This window comes from Xanthomonas sp. GW, from assembly GCF_014236815.1.
Lineage (GTDB): Bacteria > Pseudomonadota > Gammaproteobacteria > Xanthomonadales > Xanthomonadaceae > Xanthomonas_A.
The window spans coordinates 2,563,505-2,588,536 of the sequence record NZ_CP051189.1 but is presented as its reverse complement, the minus strand read 5'-3'; the positions used below and the strand labels follow the sequence as shown (position 1 = coordinate 2,588,536).

General features: G+C 66.4%; 34 protein-coding genes and 1 tRNA gene. All 35 read right to left on the bottom strand.

Going from position 1 to position 25,032, the window contains the following annotated elements; translation table 11 throughout:
- Nucleotides 1-4 precede the first annotated feature (4 nt).
- Complete coding sequence (locus tag HEP73_RS11110) at nt 5-337, bottom strand: hypothetical protein (RefSeq protein ID WP_185823207.1); 333 nt, start codon at nt 335-337, stop codon at nt 5-7.
- Between the two features lie 207 nt (nt 338-544).
- Entirely contained in the window at nt 545-1,285 is a 741-nt protein-coding gene (locus tag HEP73_RS11105) for a LamG domain-containing protein (protein ID WP_185823206.1), read from the bottom strand.
- Nucleotides 1,282-2,052, bottom strand: a complete 771-nt coding sequence (locus HEP73_RS11100; protein WP_185823205.1) for a DUF2793 domain-containing protein — start codon at nt 2,050-2,052, stop codon at nt 1,282-1,284. The genes HEP73_RS11105 and HEP73_RS11100 overlap by 4 nt, the downstream gene beginning before the upstream one ends.
- A complete protein-coding gene (locus tag HEP73_RS11095; protein WP_185823204.1) occupies nt 2,049-5,282 on the bottom strand; it encodes a phage tail protein in 3,234 nt (1,077 codons plus the stop codon). Before HEP73_RS11095 ends, HEP73_RS11100 begins: the two co-directional genes overlap by 4 nt.
- Nucleotides 5,282-5,713 (bottom strand): C40 family peptidase, encoded by a 432-nt coding sequence (locus HEP73_RS11090; RefSeq protein ID WP_185823203.1) that lies wholly within the window; start codon nt 5,711-5,713, stop codon nt 5,282-5,284. The genes HEP73_RS11095 and HEP73_RS11090 overlap by 1 nt, the downstream gene beginning before the upstream one ends.
- Nucleotides 5,710-6,717 (bottom strand): DUF2163 domain-containing protein, encoded by a 1,008-nt coding sequence (locus tag HEP73_RS11085; protein WP_185823202.1) that lies wholly within the window; start codon nt 6,715-6,717, stop codon nt 5,710-5,712. Before HEP73_RS11085 ends, HEP73_RS11090 begins: the two co-directional genes overlap by 4 nt.
- A complete protein-coding gene (locus HEP73_RS11080) occupies nt 6,717-7,316 on the bottom strand; it encodes a DUF2460 domain-containing protein (protein ID WP_185823201.1) in 600 nt (199 codons plus the stop codon). Before HEP73_RS11080 ends, HEP73_RS11085 begins: the two co-directional genes overlap by 1 nt.
- Nucleotides 7,316-9,535, bottom strand: coding sequence for a hypothetical protein (locus tag HEP73_RS11075; protein ID WP_185823200.1), 2,220 nt, complete (start codon nt 9,533-9,535; stop codon nt 7,316-7,318). Before HEP73_RS11075 ends, HEP73_RS11080 begins: the two co-directional genes overlap by 1 nt.
- Nucleotides 9,536-9,539: 4 nt before the next feature.
- Nucleotides 9,540-9,722 carry a hypothetical protein gene (locus HEP73_RS11070; RefSeq protein WP_185823199.1) on the bottom strand — a complete coding sequence of 61 codons (183 nt, stop codon included), beginning with the start codon at nt 9,720-9,722 and terminating at the stop codon, nt 9,540-9,542.
- 74 nt (nt 9,723-9,796) lie between these two features.
- Nucleotides 9,797-10,162, bottom strand: a complete 366-nt coding sequence (locus tag HEP73_RS11065) for a hypothetical protein (protein ID WP_185823198.1) — start codon at nt 10,160-10,162, stop codon at nt 9,797-9,799.
- Between the two features lie 71 nt (nt 10,163-10,233).
- Nucleotides 10,234-10,743 carry a phage tail tube protein gene (locus HEP73_RS11060; protein ID WP_185823197.1) on the bottom strand — a complete coding sequence of 170 codons (510 nt, stop codon included), beginning with the start codon at nt 10,741-10,743 and terminating at the stop codon, nt 10,234-10,236.
- A gap of 58 nt (nt 10,744-10,801) precedes the next feature.
- Nucleotides 10,802-11,155 (bottom strand): DUF3168 domain-containing protein, encoded by a 354-nt coding sequence (locus tag HEP73_RS11055; RefSeq protein ID WP_185823196.1) that lies wholly within the window; start codon nt 11,153-11,155, stop codon nt 10,802-10,804.
- Nucleotides 11,155-11,640 carry a hypothetical protein gene (locus HEP73_RS11050; RefSeq protein ID WP_185823195.1) on the bottom strand — a complete coding sequence of 162 codons (486 nt, stop codon included), beginning with the start codon at nt 11,638-11,640 and terminating at the stop codon, nt 11,155-11,157. The genes HEP73_RS11055 and HEP73_RS11050 overlap by 1 nt, the downstream gene beginning before the upstream one ends.
- The gene (locus HEP73_RS11045; protein ID WP_185823194.1) at nt 11,637-12,317 is read right to left on the bottom strand and encodes a glycosyltransferase family A protein; all 681 of its coding nucleotides are present in this window, start codon (nt 12,315-12,317) and stop codon (nt 11,637-11,639) included. The genes HEP73_RS11050 and HEP73_RS11045 overlap by 4 nt, the downstream gene beginning before the upstream one ends.
- Nucleotides 12,311-12,868 (bottom strand): methyltransferase domain-containing protein, encoded by a 558-nt coding sequence (locus HEP73_RS11040; protein ID WP_185823193.1) that lies wholly within the window; start codon nt 12,866-12,868, stop codon nt 12,311-12,313. Before HEP73_RS11040 ends, HEP73_RS11045 begins: the two co-directional genes overlap by 7 nt.
- A complete protein-coding gene (locus tag HEP73_RS11035) occupies nt 12,868-13,095 on the bottom strand; it encodes a hypothetical protein (RefSeq protein WP_185823192.1) in 228 nt (75 codons plus the stop codon). The genes HEP73_RS11040 and HEP73_RS11035 overlap by 1 nt, the downstream gene beginning before the upstream one ends.
- A complete protein-coding gene (locus HEP73_RS11030) occupies nt 13,092-13,592 on the bottom strand; it encodes a hypothetical protein (protein ID WP_185823191.1) in 501 nt (166 codons plus the stop codon). Before HEP73_RS11030 ends, HEP73_RS11035 begins: the two co-directional genes overlap by 4 nt.
- Nucleotides 13,589-13,930, bottom strand: a complete 342-nt coding sequence (locus tag HEP73_RS11025; RefSeq protein WP_185823190.1) for a phage head closure protein — start codon at nt 13,928-13,930, stop codon at nt 13,589-13,591. Before HEP73_RS11025 ends, HEP73_RS11030 begins: the two co-directional genes overlap by 4 nt.
- Entirely contained in the window at nt 13,930-14,325 is a 396-nt protein-coding gene (locus HEP73_RS11020) for a hypothetical protein (RefSeq protein WP_185823189.1), read from the bottom strand. The genes HEP73_RS11025 and HEP73_RS11020 overlap by 1 nt, the downstream gene beginning before the upstream one ends.
- Nucleotides 14,318-15,340 (bottom strand): hypothetical protein, encoded by a 1,023-nt coding sequence (locus HEP73_RS11015; protein WP_185823188.1) that lies wholly within the window; start codon nt 15,338-15,340, stop codon nt 14,318-14,320. Before HEP73_RS11015 ends, HEP73_RS11020 begins: the two co-directional genes overlap by 8 nt.
- Nucleotides 15,333-16,769 carry a phage portal protein gene (locus HEP73_RS11010; RefSeq protein WP_185823187.1) on the bottom strand — a complete coding sequence of 479 codons (1,437 nt, stop codon included), beginning with the start codon at nt 16,767-16,769 and terminating at the stop codon, nt 15,333-15,335. Before HEP73_RS11010 ends, HEP73_RS11015 begins: the two co-directional genes overlap by 8 nt.
- On the bottom strand, nt 16,766-17,038 hold the full coding sequence (locus HEP73_RS11005; RefSeq protein ID WP_185823186.1) for a hypothetical protein: 273 nt from the start codon (nt 17,036-17,038) through the stop codon (nt 16,766-16,768). The genes HEP73_RS11010 and HEP73_RS11005 overlap by 4 nt, the downstream gene beginning before the upstream one ends.
- A gap of 60 nt (nt 17,039-17,098) precedes the next feature.
- Entirely contained in the window at nt 17,099-18,517 is a 1,419-nt protein-coding gene (locus HEP73_RS11000; protein ID WP_185823185.1) for a phage major capsid protein, read from the bottom strand.
- A gap of 106 nt (nt 18,518-18,623) precedes the next feature.
- The gene (locus tag HEP73_RS10995; protein WP_185823184.1) at nt 18,624-19,193 is read right to left on the bottom strand and encodes an HK97 family phage prohead protease; all 570 of its coding nucleotides are present in this window, start codon (nt 19,191-19,193) and stop codon (nt 18,624-18,626) included.
- Complete coding sequence (locus HEP73_RS10990) at nt 19,193-20,878, bottom strand: terminase TerL endonuclease subunit (RefSeq protein ID WP_221899406.1); 1,686 nt, start codon at nt 20,876-20,878, stop codon at nt 19,193-19,195. Before HEP73_RS10990 ends, HEP73_RS10995 begins: the two co-directional genes overlap by 1 nt.
- The gene (locus HEP73_RS10985) at nt 20,879-21,292 is read right to left on the bottom strand and encodes a hypothetical protein (protein ID WP_185823183.1); all 414 of its coding nucleotides are present in this window, start codon (nt 21,290-21,292) and stop codon (nt 20,879-20,881) included.
- A gap of 181 nt (nt 21,293-21,473) precedes the next feature.
- A complete protein-coding gene (locus tag HEP73_RS22460) occupies nt 21,474-21,617 on the bottom strand; it encodes an HNH endonuclease (protein ID WP_221899405.1) in 144 nt (47 codons plus the stop codon).
- Nucleotides 21,618-22,047: 430 nt separating this feature from the next.
- Nucleotides 22,048-22,341, bottom strand: a complete 294-nt coding sequence (locus HEP73_RS10975; RefSeq protein ID WP_185823181.1) for a hypothetical protein — start codon at nt 22,339-22,341, stop codon at nt 22,048-22,050.
- 151 nt (nt 22,342-22,492) lie between these two features.
- Nucleotides 22,493-22,780 carry an Rz1-like lysis system protein LysC gene (lysC, locus tag HEP73_RS10970; RefSeq protein WP_185823180.1) on the bottom strand — a complete coding sequence of 96 codons (288 nt, stop codon included), beginning with the start codon at nt 22,778-22,780 and terminating at the stop codon, nt 22,493-22,495.
- Nucleotides 22,777-22,980 carry a hypothetical protein gene (locus HEP73_RS10965; RefSeq protein ID WP_185823179.1) on the bottom strand — a complete coding sequence of 68 codons (204 nt, stop codon included), beginning with the start codon at nt 22,978-22,980 and terminating at the stop codon, nt 22,777-22,779. The genes lysC and HEP73_RS10965 overlap by 4 nt, the downstream gene beginning before the upstream one ends.
- Before the next feature lie 9 nt (nt 22,981-22,989).
- Nucleotides 22,990-23,430, bottom strand: coding sequence for a hypothetical protein (locus tag HEP73_RS10960; RefSeq protein ID WP_185823178.1), 441 nt, complete (start codon nt 23,428-23,430; stop codon nt 22,990-22,992).
- A complete protein-coding gene (locus tag HEP73_RS10955; protein WP_185823177.1) occupies nt 23,427-23,924 on the bottom strand; it encodes a hypothetical protein in 498 nt (165 codons plus the stop codon). The genes HEP73_RS10960 and HEP73_RS10955 overlap by 4 nt, the downstream gene beginning before the upstream one ends.
- Nucleotides 23,924-24,382 (bottom strand): hypothetical protein, encoded by a 459-nt coding sequence (locus tag HEP73_RS10950; protein ID WP_185823176.1) that lies wholly within the window; start codon nt 24,380-24,382, stop codon nt 23,924-23,926. Before HEP73_RS10950 ends, HEP73_RS10955 begins: the two co-directional genes overlap by 1 nt.
- A gap of 1 nt (nt 24,383) precedes the next feature.
- Nucleotides 24,384-24,830: a lysozyme gene (locus tag HEP73_RS10945; protein WP_185823175.1), complete on the bottom strand. Its 447-nt coding sequence runs from the start codon at nt 24,828-24,830 to the stop codon at nt 24,384-24,386.
- A 46-nt stretch (nt 24,831-24,876) separates the two neighbouring features.
- Nucleotides 24,877-24,952: transfer RNA gene (locus HEP73_RS10940), tRNA-Trp, on the bottom strand.
- Nucleotides 24,953-25,032: the final 80 nt, after the last annotated feature.

Here is a 25,032-nt window from a genome sequence, read left to right as displayed (position 1 = left end):
ACGGTCACCCGCGCATCTGCCTCGCCAGCCGCTTCTCCTCCCGGCTGGGCTGCACCCCGACCCTCTTCTCCCGCGCGCCGGTCGCGACCTCCCTGCGCAGGCGCTCGGCGTGGGCGCAGGCCCAGCGCTCAACCGATCGCCTCGCCGCGCCCCGGTTGCGGAAGTAGGCGTGCGGGTAAGAGGCCGTGTTCTCGTCGTGCCGGTTCACCCGTGCGATCCACCGGCCATCTTCGAAGACGGTGTTGCTGACCCCGGCAACGATCTTGCGGCCGCATCGGAGCCAGTCCCTGCCCCACTGGTCGGGAGGATCCCATGCGATGTCGTCGGGTAGTGCCATGGCCGGCATGCTACCGGCGGGCGTCGCACCGGCCGAGACGCGAGGCTGAAGCGGTCATGGAGCCGGCTGGGCTTGCTCAAGGCCCGCGGGTTGAGCGGCCTCATGGCGTCCGCGTCCGGCATTGCCAGGATCCCGCCGGAGCTGGCCTGGCGGTATCGGCGAGGTGCCTGGCGTAGCGTCAGGATATTCTGACGTCGGACCTGCGGCTCAGCTGGCGTTCCGAGCCGCCCAGTGAGCCGCGATCTGGGCGGCGCTCAACGCCGTCGTGTAGATCGCCACTTCGTCCAGGATGCCCGTGAAAGGGTTGCTGCCGGCGCCGGTGCGGGCGCCGACAATCGGGAACGCAGTGCCAGCCGTGATCGAGTTGGACGATGTGCTCGAAGTATCCAGGGCACCGTCGACGTAGATCTTGCATATCCCGCTCGCGGCCGACAGGCTCGGATCGAAGACGGCATGCACCAGATGTGCATTTCCGTCGGTAATGGTGGCCGCCCCCACTACAGACACGGTGCTCGGAGTGATGGTCAAGAACTCAAGCTTTCCGGCGCTCGTAATCCGAAACTGCCAGCGGCGATTTGAGCCAGCATCGTCGCCGCCGATCATGTTTTCGTTCGTGACGATCGAACTAGCCTTGACCATGCATTCGAGCGTGAATTTTTGCGCCGATGCCAAGGTCAAAGTTGGGCATGCGATGTAGCCTGCGTTCTTGAATTGGATAGCGGCCGAACTGCCTGCGAAGAGTCCACTTGCCGCAGCGTACGCAGTCACCGCCACGCCCCTGTAAGTGCCATTGCGCCCGTTGCCACTGGCATCTGCCGCGGCCACGCCTTCTGCGGGGGACTCGTTGAGCTTCCAGTAGCCCCAAGGCGCATCAGCGAGCACTGCCGCAGCGTAGCCGCCGGAGCCACCGAGGGGAAGCATCGCGCCGTGGGCGCTCAGCAGGCTCATGCCGCAACCGCCTTCATCGAGTAGGCCCAGGAAGTCCCGCCATTGTCGGTCGTCAGATGCAGCACGGTTTGCGCGCTCGCCGCCGACTGCACGCTGGTGTCGGTGCCGCTGATCGCCTTGGCAGAGGACGGCAACACGACAGTGCGACTGCCGGTGCCGTCTTGTACGAAGCGGATGCGGATTGATCCACCTTGGCCCGTGGCTGGCGGGTTACTGATCGTGATGCCGGTTACGTTGGCCGCGAGGTTGACGATGAAGTAGTCGCCCAAGTTGTAGTTGATAGTCAGCGCGCCAGAAGCACTGTGATTGATGGTCGTCGTTGTCGACCGGTTCCTTGTCGCGACTTCATCGATCGCAGCTTGCACGTCCTCTGCCGCCAAGCCAGAGGCGGTATTGTCATAGGAGACATCTTCTGCAGCAGGAGCACCACCACCACCGCCCAAAGCCTCATAGGCGGTTCCGTTGAATGCGTAGAGAACGCCTGAAATGTTCACCGTGATCCCAGTGATCGGCGCATAGGCGTACCAGGTCCCGGAGCGGTACAGAGCTAGATCGAGTGGATCGAACGTCGACCATTGACTGCCCGTAGCTCCTGCAGGGATGACGTAAATATCGCCGTTGTCGGGAGTTGCTGGCTGCACAGTGACATCATCGGCGATGACCAATCCGCTGAGGATTTCCCAGCGCAGCGAGTTGTCGTTCGCGGGAATGCTGTTTTGGTTGGTTCCGGATTCCCAGACTTCGAACGGGAGGATCGGGGTACTCATACGGTCTCCGACGTAGCCGGGCCAAGCCCGGTGATGCGGTTGATTGAGGAAACGCTGACCGTCACTGAAGATCCTAGAGACGATGCGTCGTACGTGAAGCTCGGGCTGGTCGTGTCGAACGAAACCGGTGGTGCAACGCCGTCGTTGAGCACCACCCTGAAGCCCTGGAAGTTGATTGAGGCGATCGGATTGAGTTCGGTCCCAAAGCGATGTCGTGGCGCCCAGTCCGCGGAGATCGTCGAACCGTCGCGGCGCACACGCAAACTCGCGACCGGCCACTCGCGCTGGGACTGTGCCGTCACCGTATGCCCCTGGGGCGTCGCGGTCTCTGGGGCTGTGCCACTAGAGACCGCGCGGTCAAGGACCGTCTGCCCGATCAGCCCGCTCGTCACGTTCAGGACCTTGACGCCGGCTAGCAAGACAAACCTAGCGCCGACCGCGTGCGCGCTGGCGCCACTATCGAGCCGACCGCGCAGCAGATCGGAAAGCACCCAGTTGCCGGCGCTGTCCTCGTCAACGTCCTTGTACTGGAGAATCTCCCAGCCACCGCCGGCCTTCTCCAGGGCGAACGCCCCGCCCTCGCTCAAGAAGCTCGATTCGGACAGGTCTTCCAGCACATCACTGGGATTGCTCAGCGCAACCACGACACGGTTCGTCCGGTCTCGGTAGAACTCGCTTGCCCCCGGGAGTTCCTGCAACAGCGTGCCCATGACGGTCCCGCTGGAGTCTTGCAGCACCGATCCGAAGCTGCTGCCACCATCCAGGCTGCGCTGCAGGGTTGCGCCGTACCAGGCCTCGCTGATGCCCGACATGGCGGCATACTCGACCGGGTTCGCCAGGTCGTTGATATCGACCAGTGCCGGGATGTCCAAGATGGCAAGTTGCGTCGCCCCCACGATGCTGTTGGGCGGAGGCGTGGGCTCTGGCAGTGGCACGCCGGTGACGTTCGCGGTGTAGGCGCTCTGGCGGTCATGCCTGCAGGTCAGCTTGATTTCGCCGGCGGCATGCTCGAACTTCTCGATGCGCAGGCGGAAGACGCTACCGCGCAGGGCAAGTCCGATATTGTCCGCAGCGACCAGGTCCAGGTGCTCGTCCGAGATCGAGAATGGAAGCTCGCCCTCCTGATCAGTCCATGCGACCTTGTGTAGCTTCACCACGGTTTTTTGTGCCTCGGTCGAGTCCATGACCACGGGCACCGACACCGACGTCTCGCCGGTGACGCGCACGTCGGTGCTGCTGCGTGCACTTGTCGCTTTCGCCGTCTCGTACCCGCTGATGGCGTTCTGGTACTCCAGATGCAGCTTCGCCGGGAACTCGCGCGCGTCCTCTCTCGTGGATGTCTCCGGCTCATCGATCAGGTCATCGAACGTCAGAGTCCGAACCACCGGCTTGCCACGCTTCGGGAAGTGGATGACACCGTCGTACTCGCTCGCATCAAAGAAGTATGGGGCGCGGAGAGCATTGATCGCGGATGCGCCGGTGTATCCGCCGGCGAGGACGAAGCCTGCGACAGGATCGATCAGCTCGGACGCGTCATAGTCGCTGTCGCTAAGTCCGCACCGGTCGGTGATATCGGAAACGATGGCCGATAGCGTGTCTGGCACCGAGGTGCCGCTACCTACACTGAGCCCGTCATTGAGTGCGATATAGCGCTGGGTCCCGGTGCCGACATCAGAGACAAGGGTCAACCTCTCCATGAGGTTCGTGCTGTAGACCCGCAAGCCAAGACCGATTGGAGCCACAAGCAGGTAGCGACGATCGAACGACAGTGCCGCAGAGTATATGCCGGCCCCCGGTTGCACCGGGTCAGGGTAGCGGTCCAAGACGTATGCGTCCTCCCCTGTATGCAGGAGACGGAACACTGTGATGTAAGGCGCGCTGCCGCTCGTGAAATAGAAGAAATCTAGAAATTCAGACCAATATGCCCCGCGGTCCGCCCTAACTCCGAGCAACAGCAGATTCTGAGAGAACAGATACGGCATCGGGTTGGCGGATTCGACATTGAATATGAAGACTTTGGTGCCGTTGGTCTGGCAGATCATCAGACCGTCAGGACGCCACTCTACGAGCCCTGCATTCTCTCCAGCCGAGTACACCGCAACCGACTGTCGAAGCAGCATGACATCGCCAGGGACGGATCGGATCAGGAAGATCTTGACTGGGACTTCACCAGTCATTGAGCATCCGATTCGAAGGCTATTCGTCGGGCAGAATCGAATGTGGACAACGTTTGTTTCTGCGCCAGTAACGGGAGATGCGAAGAACTCGAGGCCGCTCTCCGTGACGCGGTAGACCATGAGCTTCCGCGTCCCTCTGTTGCCTACCGCCATCCAATTTTGATCAGACGAGAACGCCACCGTGTCACAGATGCCGTCGGGCACGAGACCGGTGATCGTCACGGGCTGGAAGCTTTCTGACTCCCGATCAAAACGGTACACGCGCAGGTATGGCGCACTGAACCAACAACTCGCCGTCAACGTTCCATCCGGCGATACCGCCAGCGGCTTGGCCGAGGGATTTACCGTCCCGAATGTTGTCGATGGCTGCTGGGTCAAGTCATCGTATGTGCCGGTGAAGTAGGCCTCAGAGGTCACAACCTTGGGAGACCATGTAATGTCGGCGTCCCGCGCCACCACTTCGAACCGGTATTGCGGGATGCTACCGCGGCGGTCGGTCAGGTCGGCCTTCGGAAAGACGATGTAGGCGCTGCCGCGGTAGGCCGGCGCGTTGCCTATGCCGAGCACCGACTCGATCTCGGAGTCTGGCAGCTGGTCCTCGCCACCCAGATGCAGCACGAACCGGCTGGCGAACTTTGTGCTTTCCTCGGGGATCGTCGATCCCTCGCGCACGTCATAAACCAGCTTCTCGTCTTCCCAGATGCGCAGGATGCCGCTGATCGGCCCCTCGCAGATCCGGATGGCGAACGACTGGAACAGGCGCTCGTATTCCGTCACCGGACCGCCCCCCTTCGCTGCCTGCTCCTTCTCCTTGCGGATGATCTTCGGGCCGGTCCAGATCAAGTTGCCGGCGACAGCGGCGGTGCCGTACACGATCGCGCGATATGCGCCCTCGGCGGAAGTCTGGATGGCGGTGTCGCCGATCTTCGGCCCTTGCACCACCAGCGGGTCGACAGCGTTGCCAATGGCCGCGCCCACGGCGTAGCCGAGCGCTGGGTTGCCGAAGTAGGCGCCGACCACCGCGCCTACGATGGGTAGAACTTGACGTGCCATCAGGTGATCCGGAAGACGTGGGTGACGCGGGACAGCCACAGCGCGTCGAGGCGCTGCTCGACGACCAGACCCCGCTGGGTGGCGTCCGCGTTCGCGTGGATGATGCTGAGGCCGCCCAGCGGGTGGTCTGCGACGATGGCGACGTGGTGCGGGTTGATGTCGAAGCGCAGCAGCAGCACGTCGCCGGCCTGCAAGAACTCGGCGGGCACCTGCCCGACCGCAACCGGCGGCCCGAACGCACGCGAGCCGGCTTCCACGAGCCCGTCGTTGAATGGCTCGCGGCCGTAGTGGCGCTGATCCGGGATCGGCCTGCCGATATCCCTGCAGGCCAGCACCAGCAGGCCGGCGCAGTCGAGGCCGCGGCGGGAGCGCCCGCGGTGGCGGAACGGCACCTGCAGGTAGGCGCGCGCGGCAGCAACGAGTGCCGTCATGCCGTCTCGCCCTCGGTGAAGTCCTGCGACGTGTTGCCGCCCAGGCTCGGACCGACCGACGCGCCGGGCACGCTGAGCTGGCCAGCATCGCCGATCGGAATGTGCGGCTCGCCGCGGAAGTGGTTCGCTCGCTCCAGGGCCCACCAGCGCAAGCACCCGTGGTCCGCGTCGTCCCACTGCTTGCTGCAGTCGGGCCGGATGTCGAACGTGTCCCCCGCCTGCATCGGGTAGTCGGTCTTGAACGAGAGCGTGACCTCGCCCCCTGCGGTGTTGCTCTCGATCTCGGTGTCGCGACCGGCGTTCAGCCCGGTCTTCCAGTAGACCTTGCCCGGGGCGAGCTCTTCCGCTCCGAACGCCACTGCCACGTCCGCGGAGGTGAAGGTGATGTTGGTCTCCAGCCCCACGGACGTGATGGTGCCGGCAACCAGCAGGTTCGTGGCATCGAAGCCGCACGGGAACCGCTGCTCGGGCACGCCGCCGCCGGTGCCGATGGGTTGGCTGCCGAAGATCGCCCTGCAGGTCAGGGAATCGCGCTCGACGACCGACTGGCGCAGGCGCTTGGTCTTTCCGAAAAGCTCCTCCACGAACGACAGCCCGTCGTCGTTGATCGACACGCGACCGATCTCGCCGGCGCCGAGCACCACGTGCCCCTGACTCAGGTCCTCGTAGTTGACCAGGTAGGCCACCCAGCGCGCGTAGTCGTAGACACCGGCGCGGATGTCGGCCTCGCTGATCGGGAAGTCGAACTCCGGCAGCAGGCCGGTCGCCTCCGCGTTGTCCACGCTCATGTCCATGCCCGCGGCCATGGTGCTGAGCTGCATGCCGATGATGGGGGAGTAGGCGACCGCACCTTCGCTGTCGTCGTACACCACTTCCCGATCGGTCATGACGGCGCCGTAGGGCGCCACGCCGGGCCGCACTGACGCGATGCGCAGCAGCACCGTGGTGGTGGTCGCGTCCTGCGCCAGGTGGGAGCGCAGCGCGATGGAGATGTTGCGCGGCATCAGCTCTCTTCCTCCGGCGGCGGCACTTCCAGCAGCTCCACTTGACCGTTGGTCGCGTTCACGTTGTCCAGGGTGAACGGCAGGTTGTCCTGATCGAACCGTACCCACACGTCGAACTCGCCGCTCCAGCGCAGCACATGACCATTCGTCGGCGGTGCGGCGAAGGTCACCGTGCCGCGCTCCATGTCGACCACGGGCGATACCGGGACGCCGTTGTCGGTGACGGCTGCGGCCACGATCGCGTACACCGGTCGCTCGTAGGAGATGCCGCCGATGGTCGAGAGCTTCGCGAGCTGGAAGGTCGTATGCACGCCGTCGCCGATCGCGAAGATCTCATTCACCGCCTGGAAGTCGAGGTAGTCCTTGAAGCGGAAGCAGTGCAGCTTCCCGCGGCACACCAAGTGCATGCGCTTCAGCTCGCGATACGCCGCTTTCGAGATGTTCAGGAAAGGCGCTGTGTAGCTGTGCCGCGCGATGCTCCAGTCGGCATTGCGCCGCTCGCGGCCATTGGCCATACCCACGATCCGCGTCGAGAAGTTAGGGCCGCCCTCAAACCCGTAGCCCGGGCAAGGCGACAGGTACGCGTCCAAGTAGGCCATCAGCCGATCCCTCGAGAAATGGCGGCATTCGCCTTCCTGCCAACGTCAGCCGCAATCTTCTGCTCAGACCTACGATCCATCCGGCCTTGCTGGGTGAAGTTGTTGATCTGCGTCAGGCCACGGCCGCCACCGCCGGCGGTGATGGCCTGCGTCTGCGCCGCGGTGTAGACCCGGCCGGCGGTCCTGGGCACGAACATCTCCGGGCCGTCCTCGCCCACCAGATAGGACCGGTTGCCCAGGATGTCGCCGCCGCTCGCCTTGGCCCCACTGAAGGCACCGACGATCGTGCCGATCCAGTCGCTCCAACCGCCGCCCTGCGAGGCGCCAGACGACGTGCCACCGCTCCCGCCGAACGCACCAGCCAACGAGGAAAGCCATCCACCCGCGGCGCCGCCGCCGTTCTCGCCCTGCTTGCCGAACAGCTTGTCGGCCCAGCCGTCAGCGACCATCTTCGCCAGCCGATCGTTGATCGAGTCCAGGAAGTCCATCAGCGCTTCCTTGGCCGACGAGCTGCCGCGAATGAGATCCTTCGCCGCGTCCGAGAATGAGTCGCGGAAGTCGTCCTGCAGATCTATGCTCCGCTGCATCGCCTCGCCTTCTTCGTACAGCCGATCCGACAGGCTGCCGATGGCCTCGCGCTGCGCCTCGGTGGCGCCCGCGCCGAGATACCGCAGCTCGATCTCGCGCTGGCGTTCCTTGTTGCTCTTGCCGAGCAGGTCGAGTTCGAACTGCAAGTCGGCCGCGTGGTCCTTGAAGGCCTTGGCTTGGCCGGCGACGGCGCTGGCATAGTCCTCAGACTGTTGGTTGACCTCCTTCTGTGCTGCGCGCTCCAACTCCAGCAGATCGACCTTGGCCTGCTTGTCCGTCAGGTCCTGCTTCTGCGCGTCGCTGAGCTTGGACAGCTCGCCGCTCTGCAGCTCGAACGCAAGCTTCGCCATCGCGCTGTTGTTGCCGTTCAGCGCGATCTGCTCTTCCAACTGCTCGTTGGTTTTTTTGTATGCCGCGGCGAGCTTGTCGGCCTCCTTCTCGGCATCGGATTTTCCGCCAGAGCTGCCCTTCTTCGCGGAGGGGCCGAATGCCGAATCACGGATGAGCTTTGCCCTTTGCTGCGCAGCCTTCTCGGCTGCGCTGCTGGCGAACAACCCGAGGCCGCCGCCAGCGCCAGCAGAGATCATGTCTGCGCCAGCACCAGAGGACTTCTTTCCACCACGGCCAAGCGGGTCCAGGAAATCCGGAAGGCCAAGAGCCTTGCCCGTGTTCTGCCCCGTCAGCACGACACCACGGGTGATCTGGTCCCAGTTCAGCCCGATGACACCCTTGGCGACCTCCGCCAGGCCCTGGAGCGCCATGGTGGTGCCCTGGATCCGGTCGTCGATCCAGCCAAGCGGAACGGAGACCGCTTCGATCGCGCCGCCCAAGACCCGGAACACATTCGCCACGTCCTCAGCTACGGACTGCAGTTTGTCGCCATCGCGCGCACCGTCAAGAAATCCTTCCTGCAACCCCACTAGATCGGGAAGAAGATCAGCGGCGACCGCGTTCGCCACGCCGGTGACGAACAGCTTCATGCGACTGAGGTTGTCGTTGAACTCCTCCGCGTTGGCGCCGGCCTCGGTGCTGATGACCTGGCCGAACGCGGCCGCCTCGTCCGCGGCATCCTTTAGCCCACTCGACCCGTCCTTCAGCAGAGGGATGAGGTTCTGGAAGCTGCGACCGAAGATGTTCAGGCCGGCGGCGATGATCTCCGGCGAACCCTTCTGCTCTTCGAAGACGTCGGCGAAGTCCTTGAACACGTCGGTCGAGCTGCGCAGATTGCCGGCGGCATCGGTGACCTCGATGCCTAGCGCCTTGAAGATCTTCGCCTGCTGCGAAGCTGGGTCCAGCGCCTCCGCCTGCGCCTTCGTCAGGCGGCCGAGAGAGGTCTGCAGGTCGGTCATCGCCACGTCGGCCAGGCCGGCGGCATAGCTCAGCTTCGAGAACTCTTCCGTGGTGGTTCCGGAGCGCTGCGCCGCCTTGCTGATGTCGTCCATCGCGTTGACGGACTGCTGCAGCAAGGCGACGGTCGCGGTCGCCGCCGTGGCCAAGGCCGCGCCGATCGCTGCACCTGCGTCCTTCGCCTCACGCTCGAACTGCTTCAGTCGCTTCGACGCCCGATCCGTGTCGGTCACGAAGCTTCCGGTACGCATCAGCAGATCGATGATGATGGAGCCTGCTGCCATGGGTCTAGGTCCTGATGGGCGGGCGCAGGCCGAAGGCCCGCATGGTTGCGACGTCGGCGTCTTCGTAGCCGGCGAACGCCGGATCGGGAGCCAGGAAATCCATCGTTGCGTCGAACTTCGCGCCGTTCGACGCAGCCATCACGGCTGCCGGGCGGTGGATGCGATGCAGGTCGTCGATGGGGTACAACGTGTGGTAGTGCCGCCAGGCGTCGATCTCTGCCTGGGGAAGCGCGTCGATCTCGCCGAGGCTCTTGCCGAGCGCTAGTGCGAGGACGTGGCGGAACCACTCACTTCCGCGCTCGGCAAGTCTTTTTTTTCCTCTTCGACCGTGCGCGAGACCGCGATGACGTGGGGGAACAGGACGTTGATCGCGTCGATGGAGAGCGCCCTAGCCTCGTCGTTCGTGAGCGTCGGCCTACCGCGCGCGTCCTCGCACAGGCTGCAGGCGATCAGGCGCTGCATCGCGAAGATGCGGACGTTCTCGTCCTCGGAGCGCGTGTCCCGCTGGAAGCGGAAGAACTCGCCGCCGGTGACGGGCTTGAACCAGGTGGTGTGCTTCTGGCCATCGGCGAGCGTGATCTCGCGCTCGACCGCGGTGGAAGGAGTGAGGAGGAGCTTTTTGTCCATGCGTCTCTGCCGTAGATAGGTGGGACGCCGGATGCGCAGCAGCACGCCGCGCAGAGCCGACGCCATAGGTGTCAGGTCGGCTGCGGGCCGTTCCAGAACGGGCGTTCCGGGCCGGAGCGCTGGATGGTCAGCGTGCCGCGCACGATCTCGTTCGTGGCCACGTCGATGTTCACTTCCGACACGTAGCCATCGAATCCGATAGTGGTGCGCTGCGGCGAGACCGGCGGCACGAAGTGGCCCTCGCTGTCCAGCGTCGGGGCGATGCCGCGGCCGTCGGAGAAGCCAACCATCCATTCCTGGTTCTCGCCGCTCGCCTTGAGATCCCAGAGGGTCTGGTGGCTGAAGCTGGACGGGATGAAGTTGAACGGCACCGAGATGGCATTGGGATTGCCGAGGCCAGCCTTGTAGGTCTTGTCCTCCTCGTTGTCGAGGCAGGTGTCCTCCAGCTGATCCTTGGTGCCGCCGCCGATGCCGGTGATGCCGGTCGGACACGCGAACTTGACGACCTGCTCCACGCTGGAACTCAGCTTGTCGACAAGGTAAAGCTCGGTTCCCTGGGTACGAAGGGTTCCAGCGGTCATTTCGATTCCTCAATGAAAAAGCCGCCTTTCGGCGGCTGGTGGCGGGTATGCCAGCGGCTCAGCGCTGGTCGATGAAGTCGGCCTCAATGCCAACGCGGTACAGCTTCGTGTCGGGGTCGCGGTTGTCGATCACGACCCTGTTGCAGATGAGGGCAGCGTCCAGTGCGGCGCGGACCGCCAGGCCCAGTTGCTCCGCGCCCGCATCCGTCGCGTGATAGGCGTCCAGCTGCATGCTGGTGAAGTCGCCGCACGGCGTATCGCTGAGGTTGTCGTAGGGCTGCCCCGTGACGATCTGCCATGTGATGTACGGCCGCGTCTCCGTCTGCGCGATCTCGCCATGCCGGCTGATCCGGTCGCCCACGATCGCGGCCACCGCCGGCGTGTGGATGGTTCGGTAGACCTTGGGGAACATCAGCGGCCCTTGTTCTGGAGTGCCAGCTTCTTCACGACTCGATCCAGGCGCGCGACCAGATCGGTCACCACCACGTTGATCGTCTGCCCACCATGTTCGACCACGGTTCGCCGGATGAAGGAGCGCGCCGGCTGCTTCACTGAGCCGTATTCCTTGATCTGCGCGGACTTCAGCGTGCTCACCTGCTCGCCCTTGCGCCCCGGGTACATCTTCCGTTTGATGCGCACCAGGTACCGCTCGCCCTTCCCGCCGATCGGCGCCTTGCCGCGGCTGGCGATAATGTTCTCCGCCAGCAGGCCGGTGGATTCTTCACCGGGCTCCAGCACCGCCTGCAGGTTCTCGCGCTCCTTGTCGCGCAGGAACCGCGCGCCCTTCGCCAGGGCCGACTTCACCGGGCCGCCGCGCTTGCTCACCACCTCGGGCGGCAGCGAACGCAGCAGATTCAAGACGCCGTCGATGCCCTTGATTTCCAAGCCGCTCTTCACTGGTAGAACTCCGCGTCATCGCCGACCCAGGACCGCAACAACTCGCCGTCGGCGTCCGGCTTCCCGTTGAAGTCGTCGTGGTGTCCCATGCCGATACCGTCGCGGCCGGGCAGGCCCTTCATGCCGACCACGCGGTGGCCGCCGAAGAGATGGCGCTCGCGCGCGCGTCGCCACAGTTCCAGGTCGATGAACTTGGGGCGCGCCTCGCACGCCGCGGAGAACTCCTGCAGCGCGCCGCCGCGCATCGCGGTACTGCACAGGCTGGCATGGCCCGTGTTCGCCAATTGCCGGCCGCGGCGCTGCTGCACGTTGTAGTACCGGGCGCGGTGCTCGCCGACCAGCTCGGCGCGCTCCAGCGCCTGGTCGACGGTGCTGAGCCAGTCGGGCGCATACCAGTCGTCGTCCTCGACGATCACCAGCCGCTCGTCGGCGCCGACCGCGGCCAGGCCCTTGAGTAGGTTGCGGGCCTGCGTGTTCTGGCCAGGCGACCAATACGGCGACGGGCGTACCAGCACCAGCTGCCAGCCCTCCCGCTGGAACGTCACGGGCTGAGGGTCCGGGCCATCGTCCACGATGATCCAGCGCACCGGGCCGGCATAGTCCTGCCGCGCCATCCAGCGCTCGCACAGCGCCCAGGCAGCGGGCCTGGCACCGGTGGCGGTCAGCAGCGTCAGCACCGCGCCACCGCGAAGGTGTGCATCGGCAGGCGCCGGCGCGCCACGCCGCGCTCGCCATGGTCGTTCAGCTCGATCGGCAGCTCCCCGGCGTACTCGGTGGCGATGCCGCTGAACCCGGCATCCGCCAGTAGCAGGTGCAGCCCGCTCCGGCTGAATCGGTAGTAGTCGTCCGGGTAGCCGTGCTCGGGGAAGGCGAACAGCGTGGTGATCACCAGCAGACCGCCGGGCTGCAGCACGCGGCGCAATTCCGGCAGAGCCAGCCACGGCCGGGCCACATGCTCCAGCACTTCGGAGCACACGATGCCGGTGAACCGGCCCGACCACTCCTCCGGTAGGTCGTGGATGTCGGCTACCTGGTCGACGCCCTCGCCCGCCTGCATGTCGATGCCGGTCCATTGCCCCATCGCCAGGTCGCGGTTCGTGCACCACCACGCGGCCGGGTCATGGATGCGGCTGCCGACCTCGAGCACGTCATCGCCCAGCGCGCCGGCATGGCTCTCGATGTAGGCGCGGATGCGACCGCGCACCGAGTTAAGCGGCAATCTGTTCATCAGCCAGCCGTCTCCGACTCCGGTTCCTGCGCGATCGGATATTCGATCGCCGGGAAGTCCAACGTCTCTTCCTGGATCTCTTTCCCAAGCTCGCAGGGAGCGATGAAATACTGGCTGGTGCGACAGGCGGCAACGGCGTCCTCCCGCGTGCCGAACGCGCCTTGGAAGTCCCACACCGAGCCGTGCTCGGTCTCTGCCTTAAACTGGCCGACGATCCAGATATTCATTCGATTGCTCCTGAGAAGGGAAAGCACTGCAACGCCGAGCCGGGCGTGCAATTCACGACGCGGACGTGCGGGTTCTGCCGCGCCCACTGTGCGAATTGCTGCTTGTGGATCTCGCGCCGCGCTGGCGCCGTGTTGGTCAGGCCGTTGGCGTACGGCCCGAAGAAGTGCGTGCCGTGCATGTCGAAGCCATGCAGGCGCACCAGCGTCGCGCCCAAGTGGGCGGCAACCGCCAGCGCCAGCACGCCGCTGTTCCAGTTGGTCAGCGCGCCGGCCAGCTGCTGCACGCCGCCGATCCGGTGGCTGCTGTAGCGCTCGCCGGCGAACTCGCGCGCCGCCGGATACTTGTCCCACCACTGGCGGTCGCTGGCGGCCAGGAACTCCGCCCACGGCGCCAGCTCGAAGGTGTTGCCCACGACGCCGACGCGGCGCGCGCGCAGTAGCCCCGCCAGCTCAGCCGATGCGCTCGGCCCTGGCCCCAAGAGGTCGAACTCGATCATTGGCCGTCGTTGACCCCGGCCGCCACCGGGATGGTGATGTACTCCAGCCCCGAGGCCTTGTCCGGCAGCAGGCCGGCGATGTTGAAGACCTGGCCGCGGTGCAGGATCCGCATCGTCGGCGCCAGGCCGGCGCGGTAGCGGATCGTGATGCGCGCCGTCACCGCGGCCTGTGTCTGGCTCGACTGGACGAACTCGCGCGCCGACAGCGGCTCTACAGCAGCCCATACGGCGGCCACGTCCTGCCATGCAGTCTGCGACACGCCGTCGCTGTCCCGGGTCGTGACCTGCTGCTGGATCAGCACCCGGTGTCGCAGGTCGCCCGCCGCTACGTTGCTCATCAGGCCACCGTCGTGCGGCGCAGGGGCGCCAGCTGTGCCGTGGCGGCCCTGGACAGCACGTAGCCGTGGCCGGCGTCGGCCGGCACCACGTTGTCGCCCTCGCCTTCCCGGTAGCGGTACTGCGACGCCAGCTCCAGCAGCGTGGCGGCGATCACCGAGGGGTGCAGGATCAGCGCGCCATTGCTGTCCTCGGCCGGCAGCGGGATGCCGGCGCTGTCCCGCACCAGGTCGCCGTTCGAGTCGCGCAGCAGCACATACAGACGCCACTCCTGCTTCAGCCATGCCGCCACTGATGCGGACACGGCCGGGATCCAGATGGCCAGCCAGCCATCGTCGGCGCCGCTGTCGATGCGCAGCTGCTCGCGCGCGTCCGCCGCGGTGACAAACTCAGCCATTGCCGGCTCCCAGCTTCACCGGCTCGACCGGCACGCGCACGCTCTTGCCGTCCTTTCCGTCGCGGCCCTTGCGCGCGGCAAGCGCCCAGTCCTGCTCGTTCTCCAGGCACGGCCGCGAGGCGTTGTCGCGTTTGGCGATCCACAGCGCGCCGTCGTGGGTGATGGACTGGCCGGCCTTCGTGCCCAGGCCCTCGCGCCAGAAGCCGCGGTGGACCATATACGGCAGGACCAACTCGTTCCGGCGCTCGCCGGCGGCCAGGGTGATGACGAAGCCGCGCTCGGCGTCGTAGTGGCCGGCTGCCGATTCGAAGCTTAGTCCGTCGAGGCCATCCTTGCCGACGACCTTGTCGAGCTTGATCGCCTCCCCCTTTGTGGTGGTAATCACCAGATGGCCGCCGCGGTCGATAATCGCGCCGGCCAGGCCGACGCCGTCGGAGCCATCCTTCGGCGGGTGCGCGGCCAGATGCTTGGCGACCTGGACTCCGATCTGCTCATCCGACACCGGGTCGGCGTCGCGGCCGTCCTTCGGCGCGGGCAGCGCGGCGACCGCTGCGGCGACTGCCTTATCGATCGCCGCCGGATCCGCGTCCTTGCCGTGGCTCACTGGGTTCGCTTCGAAGTGCTTCGCCACCGCCTCGGTCGTCGCCAGGTCAATCAGCGTCTGCAGCCGGTCCGACGACAGCAGCTTCGCCACCACAGCGTCGGCGACCGCGTCGACGTCCAGCGGCTCGGCATCAAGGCCGTCGCGCGGCGGATGATGCTCCAGGTGGCGTGCCACCTGCGCCGCCACCTGCTCATCCGAGACGGGATCGGCATCCTTGCCGTCCTTCGGCGGCGGCAGCGCGGCCATGGCCTCTTCCACCATCTTCGCCACGAGCGCCGGGTCCGCGTCGGCGCCACGGTCCCCCTTCTCCGGCGCGCGCGCCTCAAGCGCCGCGACTTGGCGCTGCACCGGCGCCAGCGCATCGCGCACAAGGCGGGCCAGCTCCTTGCCGAACTCGATCGGATCACTCATTGCACAGCACCTCGGCTCGGGCGGCCGCGAGGGCCTTCATCATGAAAAGCTGGTGGCGCAGCTCGCGCACCTCGTCGGTGTCGGCTGGCGGCGCCTCGACGGCCGGTTCGGCTGGTGCTGGCTCCGCGGCGGGCGCCTGCTCGATCTTGTTGAGGCGCACTTGATCCAGCGGGTAGTCCTGCTGCTGCATGTAGACGGTGTCGCCGCCCACAAGAGGGCCCAGGCCGAAAGCCTTGCGCCCCTCGTTCGGGGTCTCGATGCCGCCACCCGTCAGCTTCGTGTGCACGTCAGCCTGCTTGCCCACGTCCATCCGCAGAAGTGGCTCCAGATCCAGTTCCACGCCGCGCGGCCGACTGATGCCGAGGCCTTCATCCAGCAGAGCCTCCATGGCTTCGATGTGAGACTGCAGGGCATCGGAGTAGTACAGCTGGTTTATGTCGTCGACCTTCATGCCGGCCGGGATGGACCCGATGCCGACCTTGAACGGCGGGATGCCAAAGGGCTGGGTGATCTGCTGGTCCGAATACTCCATCTGCTCGACCAGCTGGTTGTCCGCCGACTTGAACGCGAAGGGCGTGAACTTCATGTCCGCTCCGATCACGGCCACATTGCCGGCCTTGCTGCCGCGGAACTCCGTGTCCCAGTAGGATTTCACCTCTTTCGCGTCATCATCCGACATGCCCGCCGGCGCAGTGAGGATGCCGCCCGGGTTCGCGCCGTTGCTGAAGAACGTCGTGGAGTCCTTCAGGATCTTGAGGTTCTTCACCGCCGGCCAGTGCGCCGCGCACAGCGGCGGCACGCCGATCAGCTGGTGGTGGAAGCAGTTCATCCGGTCGTGGATGATCTCGCTCGCCGGCACGATCAGCTGCTCGCCCGGGTAGTTCGCTGGCAGCAGGTTCGACCCGGTGCCATAGTTGATCTGGTAGAAGACATCGCCGCTTTCGGACACCATCGGCTGCACGCGGCACGGATCCAGCACCCACAGCCGCGTCACCACGCGGCGATCATCGCGACCCTTCAGCACGTACGTGTTGCCCTGGATCAGCTTCGACAGCATCCAGGCTTCGCGGAACTGCTGCGCGGTCTGGTAGGCGTTCGGCTTGCGCAGCACCGGCCAGTAGGCGGTGTTCGCCTTGTCGATCGACCAGATGCCGTTTTCGTCTTCGATCTTCAGCACGAACGGCAGCTTGCCGATGTCCGGTGCGATTCGGTTGAGGCAGGCGTACAGCGTCGGGTAGCACAGGACGGTGCTCTGCCGCTCTTCCATGTTGCGCTGCCAAGCGCCGGTGAACGGCTCATGGCCCATCAGCGTGTGCCAGTCATTCCGCCCCGGAGCAGCGACGGCAGGCGACAGAGCCTTCAGGTAGCCGGTGCCGTATTTGCGGACGCCGGCCTCTGTGGCCAGCTCTCGGGGCGAAAATCCGGTCATTCGGAAGCGCCCTCGCTGGAGTGCTTCTTCCCACCCTTTTTCTTTGCGCGCGCGTGGCCAGCCTCGCCGACTACCGGTTGCGCACGGCCGGCGGATGGTTCCTGGCTGGACTGCTGCACAGGCGCCACGGGTGCAATCGGTGAAGACGCTGCCGGCTCCGCCACTATGTCGCGCCGGATGTACGTACCGCGCTGCACCAGCACGTCGGCGATCTTCGGGTGCACGCGCGCCACCCTGCCGCCCTTGCTCAGGATTTCGACCTTGCTCATTGGAACCTCACTTGTTGGAAGAAATGGCGGGGCCGTAGAGGCCCCGCCACCGCCATCCGATTACGAGCTGGTCGGAGCCGAAGCCCGGCCCCAGTTGACGCGCGCCCACGCGACCGCCTGCGCACGCCGACGCTGCCAGTTGATGAAGCGCTCGACCAGGAATGCGACGCTGTTGGTCTGCCACAGCGAGACCACCTGCTGGGCCGTGGGCGTGGTGCTGTTCATCGTGGGCGCGTCGTCCATCACCAGCGACGCCTGATCCGACATCGAGACCTGCAGGCCGCCTTCGTCGCCCAGGAAGATCTCGTCTCCCTTGATCAGGGCGATCACCGCCCCGTCCTCATCGTCCGGCACGAAGGCCGACACGAACGCCGGCAGGCCCAGGAACGTGCCGCCGGTGAAGTTGATCCCGGGGAACTCGGTTGCGCCCAGCGGGTTCGTCATCAGGGACAGCGCGATCGCAGTCCTCTCCGACATCGCCCAGAACGAGCCGGCCAGCGACAGATTTGCCCCGGCGATGGCGTTCATCAGAGCGGCGGCGCCCGCGCGGATCGCGTCCGCGTCGCCGCCTGCGGGCACGGTGGTGGCCGGCACGCCATTGAGGATCGAAGCGGGCGCCTCGTCGGCGACGGCGGCCGCGTCGGGATCGATGAACTGCGTGTCGATCGTCTGATTGACCGCGCGGCCCAGTTCGTCGCGCAGCAAGGCGTCGGCGGCCGGCGTTGCCCGCATCATCGTTTCCTTCGTCGCAGCAGCGATCGCGGCGACCTTCAGCGGAACGAGTTTCGCGCGGCTGTAGGACCACCGGGTCAGCGGCTTCGCCCCGCCCTCCTTGGTCCACTTGCCGATCGCGGCGGAACCCTGCACCAGCACCGGCGTGTCGAACGGAAGATTGCGCAGGCGATCCGAGACCTGGCCCAGCAGCGACCGCGGGCGCAGCCACTCGACGAAATCGGCAAACGCCACGCCGCCGTCCGTGATCAGGTTGCCGGCCCAGCCCGCGTTACCCGTGCTGGCAGCTGGCACCGCGGCTTTCTGCTGGATGATGCTGTGCAGGCGCTCGTCGCCCGGGTAGACGGCGCGCGCGACGTCGATTGGGCTTTGGTGGTGCACGTGGGACACCGCCAGGCAGCGCGCGACGCGCGCGAAGCCGATGCCGGCATCCACCTTGTCGATCGTCTTGAGCTGGGCCGGCTCCAACGAGCGGCCTTCGCCGCGGGACACGGCGTCCTCGTTGCCCCTGGCGATGATGGCGGCCGGCACCGCGGACTTGGCCTGCACGGCCTGCAGTCGGGTCAGGCGGTCGATGTCGCCGTCGAGCGACTTGATCTGGCCTTCCAGGTCGTCGAACTCTTCCTGCTCGGCGGTGTTGAAGGAACGGCTCTCGTCCATGGACTTCTGGGCGATGTCGCCCAGCTTCTTCTGGTGCGCTTCGCGGGTCGCGCGCAGCGCTTCCAGCTGTTCGGCGATGGTCTTCATTTCGTTTCCTTGATGGCGCAGCCGTTCGGCCCGGGTTCCACGCCGGGCAGTGCCTGCAAGATTGGGAAAGCGGGTTCCACCCCGCGGGGCAGTGCGGCCCGGTGCTTCAGTGCAGCAACTTCACCGCGCCGCCGGCCGGTCGCTCGACCGGTGCCGCCTGGCGCTGGATGAGGGGGACGCCGTAGTTCGCCGGGCGCATCGCGCCGGTGTCCATGGCCTTGATGCTCTGGATGGTCGCCGCGGCGTTGGCCGGGATGGTGACCAGGGACAGCTCGTAGATTTCGACTTCGGTGAAGCGGATGCCACCGCTCTCCATGAAGCTGTATTCCAGCGCACGGAAGCCGATCGACACGCCGCGCACCAGCTTCTCCTTCACGGACTGCCAGGCGAGGTCGCACAGGTCCTTCAGCGTGCCGGGCGTCGTGATGTTGGCGACACCAGCTTGGAACGGGATGCCCTTCGCTGTCGGCTTGCCGAACTTCACGACGCCGACCGGGCTGTCGTGGCGGTGCTGCCACAGCAGCGGCAGCTCGGCGGCGAACTTGGCGCCCAGCGGCTCCACGATGTCGCCCATGCGGTCCGGCTCCGGCGTGGTCGCCCATCCGGTGATGACGCGCTGGTCGTCGTCGTACGACTTCACCTCGAGCAGGCTGTAGGCACGGTTTTCGTTCTTCATCAGGTTCCACCCAGGGTCATGAGGACGAGCTTTTTGTTCTGCGGCTCGGGGTTCCGAGACATCAGCTCGACAGCGTTCATCGCGGCCATCAGCGGGTCGATCTTCCCGACCCCGCTGGCCGCCTTGGTCACGTAGAGCGCGTTCTTCGACGCCTCCACCTTCGCGTTGCCCACGCACCAGTCCATCAGCCGCGAGCCGTCGTGCGTGAGTAGGCCGTCGCACAACCAGCGCTCGAACACTTTGCAGGTGCCGGTCAGCTGCCAGCCTTGCCGGATGCCGGTAATCAGCTCCGGATCGATCTTGGCGGCGGCCAGCACGTCCAGGACGGTGCCGAGCCCCGATGGATCCACGCCGATGCCGGCCAGCAGCCTGGACTTGGCCACCTGTTTCACCATGGCGGCCATGTCGCTCAGGTCCGTGGCGCCCTCCTGCGTCTCCTTGCCAACGACCAGGTGTCCGTCGGCAATGAAGTCGTCGTAGCGCGTCTCTTGGCTCTTCCGGCGCTTCAGCGCCTTGGGATGGGCGAAGGCGCGGCTCAGCAGCAGCTTCCGCTTCGTGTGTTTGTCCCTGCCGCAGAACGACAGGCCAAGCAGGTCGTCCAGGCCGCCGCCATCGATGCCGACCGTGATGGCGTCGCATCGGCGGATCATTCCCTCCAGCGTCAGCCGCTTGTCGGCCTGCGCCTCCCAGTACTCGGCGCCGGCCCAGCTGCCCTGGTGGAGCGCCACGCCGATCTGGATGTTCAGGTGCTGCGAGCCCCAGCTGCGCAGTTCCGCCTCGCTGGTGCCGACGGCGTCCTCGAACTCCTCGACCATCCGCTCCAGCGTGATGGCGCGCCCGATGTTCGGGTTCAGCAGCGGCCACAACTGCGGATCCTTCCACTGCTGGTCCTTCGATTCCTGCACCTCCTGCGGGAACTCGAACAGCACCGGCAGCATCTTGCCGAGCCGCTTGCCGTCGCGGATGTCGCGCGCCTTCTGCAGCTCGTCAGCGAAGACGCCGACCGGCTGCTCATCGCTCTGCGTGGTGATGAACCACAGGAACGCCTCTGGGTACGGCACCATGCCACCGCGGATCTGTCGCAGCGCCTGCGGCGCCTTCGACTTCTTCGCGCACACGTGCAGCTCGTCGATCAGCGCGCCGCCGGACACCTTGATGCCCGTCAGCACGCCCGGGTCGAACGTCATGATCTCCAGCGAGGCTTTCGTCTCGCGGTGGATGATCGTCTTCAGGTGGTGCCGGATGTGGAACTTCGCATCCAGAACCGGGTCCAGCTCGATCGCGCCGGCAGCGGCATCGAACGCCAGCTGCGCCGTGTCCTGCACCGGCGCGGTCATCAGGAACGTCGCGCGCGGGCGCTTGTTCAGCAGCACCGCGGTGACCATGCCCAGCGCGCCGAACGTGGTCTTCGCGTTCTTTTTCGGCACCAGGGCGAACAGGTCGCGGATCTCTCGCTGCCCGGTCGCCGGATCCACGGCGCCGAACATGCAGCGGACCACCTCTTGGAACCACTCGCCGCCGGCCTCGGCTACCGTTGGCGTGCCTGGCACATCTGCGAGCCGCAGCCGGCCGAAAATCTGCGCGGCGCGCTCCGCCTGCGGCGTCCACAGCGGCAGATCGCCGACGGGCAGCCGCCCAGCCTGCAAGCGCTCCCACCAATCGCGGCAGGAGAGGTCCCAGGCCACTTACTGCGCCGCGCGCCGGATCGGGGTGACCTTGTCGTCCAGCAGGTCCGCCCACTCGGTGCCGGCCTGTGCGCCGACCGCGGCAGCGTTCGCCTGCTCCTTCTTACCCACCGGCTTCTCCGGTGTAACCGGGGGCGCAGCCAGCGTAGGCGTGTGCGCAAGGAAGGCCTTCTGGGCTGCCACGTTGCCCTTAAGTGCCGTCCTCGCCATGGCGTCCAGTACCTCCATGCGCCGGCGCAGCGCCACAGTCGACAGCTCCTTCTCGAAGTACTTCTCCAGCGTGTTGCGGGCGACGCCAATCCCGATGGCGATCTCCTCGTGCGACATGCCGCCAGCCGCGGCATTGGTCACCATCCGCCGCTGTGCCGCCGTGGGCGAGAACGCCGGCCGCCCCGCTTTCGTGTTCTTGCGCATAAATGGCCTTCAGCCTGAAATTCCAGCCGAGAAAAAAACCTCTGAATGAGTGAGCGGCGGGTGTCCGTCGGTCGAGGGTCGGAATTTTTCCACCCCCCCCCGTTCATGTTTCACGTTCATATTCGCAGTTCATGTTCCACGGCCGTCGTTCACGTTTCACATTCAGGTTCAATGTTCCACGTCACGGCCGCGCCGCGCCCCTTCGTGCCTCGGCCTGCGTCTTCGCGCCATGGCAGTCGGTGCAGATCGCCTGCAGGTTGGCGTCGTCGTCGGTGCCACCCTCTGCCACGTTGAGGATGTGGTCCACCTCGGTGGCCTCGGTCACCCTTCCCTGCCTCTTGCAGGGCTGGCACAGGTAGGCGTCTCGCCTCATCACCGCCTCGCGCTTCCTGCGCCATGGCCTGCCGCCTCTGCCCTGCCCGTAGGTGGGCACCACCGGTGCCGATGGCTTGAGCCTGCTGGGTGCGCAGCTTATGCGCGGCGCCAGTGTGGTTACCCTCGCCATCAGGGCTCTCGGCGAGAGCTGATGAATCCGGCCAGCTCGATTGCGTCGGCCTTCCCAGCGTCCCGCCAGGTTGTGGCGCCGCAAGGCTCAGTGACTACCGGCTCCGGCGCCGGTCCCATGAATCGGAAGCGGCTCAACTGCCGCTGGATCTGCACCACTGGCTGCCCGCGCCAGCCAAGCCGAATCCGAACCCCGATGATGCTGCCCTCCACTGGTCTGCCGGCCGGGGACGGCATCGTGCTGCGCCCGGTCACCCGAGGCTCTCCGTCTGGTCCCGGTCGCCCGGCAGCACGTCGCCGTCCAGGGTGGTGATAGGAGCTTCCCGCTCTTCCTCGCCCTCGGCTGCCAGCGCATTGATCAGGACGCCGAGCTGCCGCTCGATGCGGTCCAGCTGCTCGCTGTCGCTCTTGGTGATGCCCGGCGGGAGGACGATCACCATCCGATCGCCGTATGCCTTGCGGAAATTGGCCGCAAGGTCGCCCATCTCTGCCTCGCTCAGGTGATGCGCCAGGTGGAAGACGACGGGTTCGGGCTTCTCGCTCACTGGCCGGGGCCTCGCGCTGGCAACTGGCCTCGTTTCCACCAGCAGTACGCAGCAGCAGCCCACAGACCTGCCGCCCAATCCCACCGGCCCCTGCTCGCGGCGAACAAAGCCGCCACCACCAGCGCGATCTGCATCAGGCTCAGGAATGCGCTCACGGCTTCACCTGGCCCGGGGCCGGCTTGGTCAGCTTGCGGATCTCGCCCATGCGGCGGTCGCAGTCCTCTTGGGTCGGGATGTTGGCGTTGTAGGCCGACACCACCGCTTCGACCGTCCGGGTCTTGGCGCGCACCGGCGGGCACGGCGCCGTCAGCGTCTCGGGCAGCTCGGCCGGCACCTCCACGCGCACGTAGACCTTCTCGGGGATCTGCGGCTTGGTCTGGGAGCATCCACCCCAGCCGGCCAGCGGCAGCAGCAGGGCGATCAGCAGCAGGCGGTTCATGCGTAGTACCTGGTGTCGATAGCCTTGGTGACGGCATGGCTACAAACGGGACATATCACCTGGTAGTAGTCCCCGTCGCGGTGGTCGGGAAGTACCGTGGCCTCGCCGGTATGCCACTCGAACTTCGTTCCGCAGCGGCGGCAGGTGCTGCGGTGGTGCTCGCCGGCGCTTGGATCGCGGCCGCGCTTGATGATGTGCATGCTCTGCTCCTACAGCAGGGGGATTTCGGGGCACAGCTCAAGCGCGAGCTGCGATCGACATACCGGCTTGGCCTTTGCCGCCTGCAGCGCCTTCTCGGCCGCGGCGACCTTGGCCGCGGCATCGTCGGCCGCCTTCGATGCGCGCGCGTCGGCGATCTCGGCGGCCTTCTTCCACTCGTCCGAGCGCTGCTTCGCGAGCGCGGTTTCCTGGCTGATCCCCGCGACCAGCTGTCCGCAGGCATTCGCTGCGGCCAGGTAGTCGGCGGCCACCTTGCTAGCCTTGTCGCGCTCCTTGCCAGCGGCGGCCACCTTGCTGTCGGCGTCGGCCCGCTCCATGTGCTGGCCCATCTTGCAGCCGCCGATCAGGACCGCGCCGGCCAGCAGGCAGTAGCCGACTCCGCGGATCGTGGCAAGGTAGGGGCGCAGCGGATTAGGGGTAGACAGGTTCATTCGGAAGCCCTCGATGCGCCCATGGCCAAGCGCATCACCAGTCGGGACACGGCCCGGTTGTCCTGCTCGGTCGCGTCGTTGAAACGCTCCCAGCGGAATTCCTGGATCACCGACCCGAACTCCATCCAGTCGCCCCGGCGCGCGGCGGCCCACAGGTCGCTGCTGTCCCGCACGTCCTCGGCGCCGATGATGTCGGCGATGGCGATGATGTACGGCAGCGAGGGGCGCATCTCCGGGTGGACCGCCAGCAGCTCGAAGAAACGGCCGCGCAGCGTCTCCTGCGCCTCCATGCAGTCCTCGGTCAGCTCCAGCGTGGCCGCGCGCTCGCTCTGGTCCCGCGTCTCGATCGCCCGACCGTAGCCCAAGCGCAGCACGTTGCGGTTGTCGCGGCGCGGGCGCGGGGAGCGGCCCCACACCTCCTGCAGCAGCGCGACCGCCTCTCCCAGGGATTGGCGCTCGGCGTCCAGCAGCCCGGCATCGTCGAGGTCCGGCATCACGCGTCCCCTTCCCCGGCGGCCGGCGGGTCGTTGGCCTGCAGCGACTCTGGCTTGGCGCAGGGGAACATGCGGTAGAGCACGTTCGAGGCGGTCGTCCACAGCCCCATCGCGGCGAAGCCGGTCATCAGCGCGAACCAGGCGCCGCGCGGTGTCGGCACCTTGGCCCAGCAGATGACGATCGCCAGCAGGCAGCTCCAGAACCGGATCCGCGCCTTCGTGAAGGCCGGCGGCCAGGACGCGCGCATGCCGATCTGCTGCGGGAGATGCGGCAGCAGCAGGCCGATGGCGACGCTGATCGCCAGGCTCATCCACATTGCCTCGACCTGCGGGGCCGACAGGAACGTGCCGATGTCGATCAGGAACAGCTTCACCGCCGGCCAGTTGTCGGCCAGGCCGAAGATGCTGGCAGCGATCGGCACCGCAACGCCCAGCTGCGCCAGCGTGATGCGCGCCACGTCAGGCGGCCGCCGTCTCGAACACGCGGCGCTCGTCCGCGCGTCGGTTGACCAGGCCCTGCATCCGCTTGCCGGCGGCCATCGTCCAGACGTTGAACTGCTGGCCGGCCGCGACGGTCTTGCCCTCGTTGAACAGGCGCAGCAGCGTGGACTCGCTGAACCGGTGCAGTCCGATGTTGTAGGCCAGTGACGCCATCGCGCCGAGCTGGTTGTCCGTGGCCGGCCGCTTGAGGAGCGCGCGCGCGCCGTCCACGAACCGGGACACGTCCTGCTCCAGCCGCTGGTCGGCCTGGGCCTGCGTCCAGGTCACGCCCTTGCGGATGCCCGGGCCGGTCGCGCCGTAGCCGATCGTCCAGGGGTCACCGCCCGTCGCCGGGTCCGGGTATGCGGTCAGGCGGCAGCCCTCCCACTTGCGCACCAGCGAGGCGGCAACGGCGATTGCGGACATGGTGGCTCCGGAATGAAAAAGCCCCGCCGGATGGCAGGGCTGGGTGTGGCGACGCGGGTAGGAGTCGAACCTACAACCGGCGGCTTTGGAGGCCGCTGCTCTGCCAGTTGAGCTACCGGGTCGTTGTAAGGTGCCCGGCCCGCGGTCCAGCTGGATGCATGGCTTGGTCTGGCGAGGAGCCGGGCAAAGAGGGCCGATCACC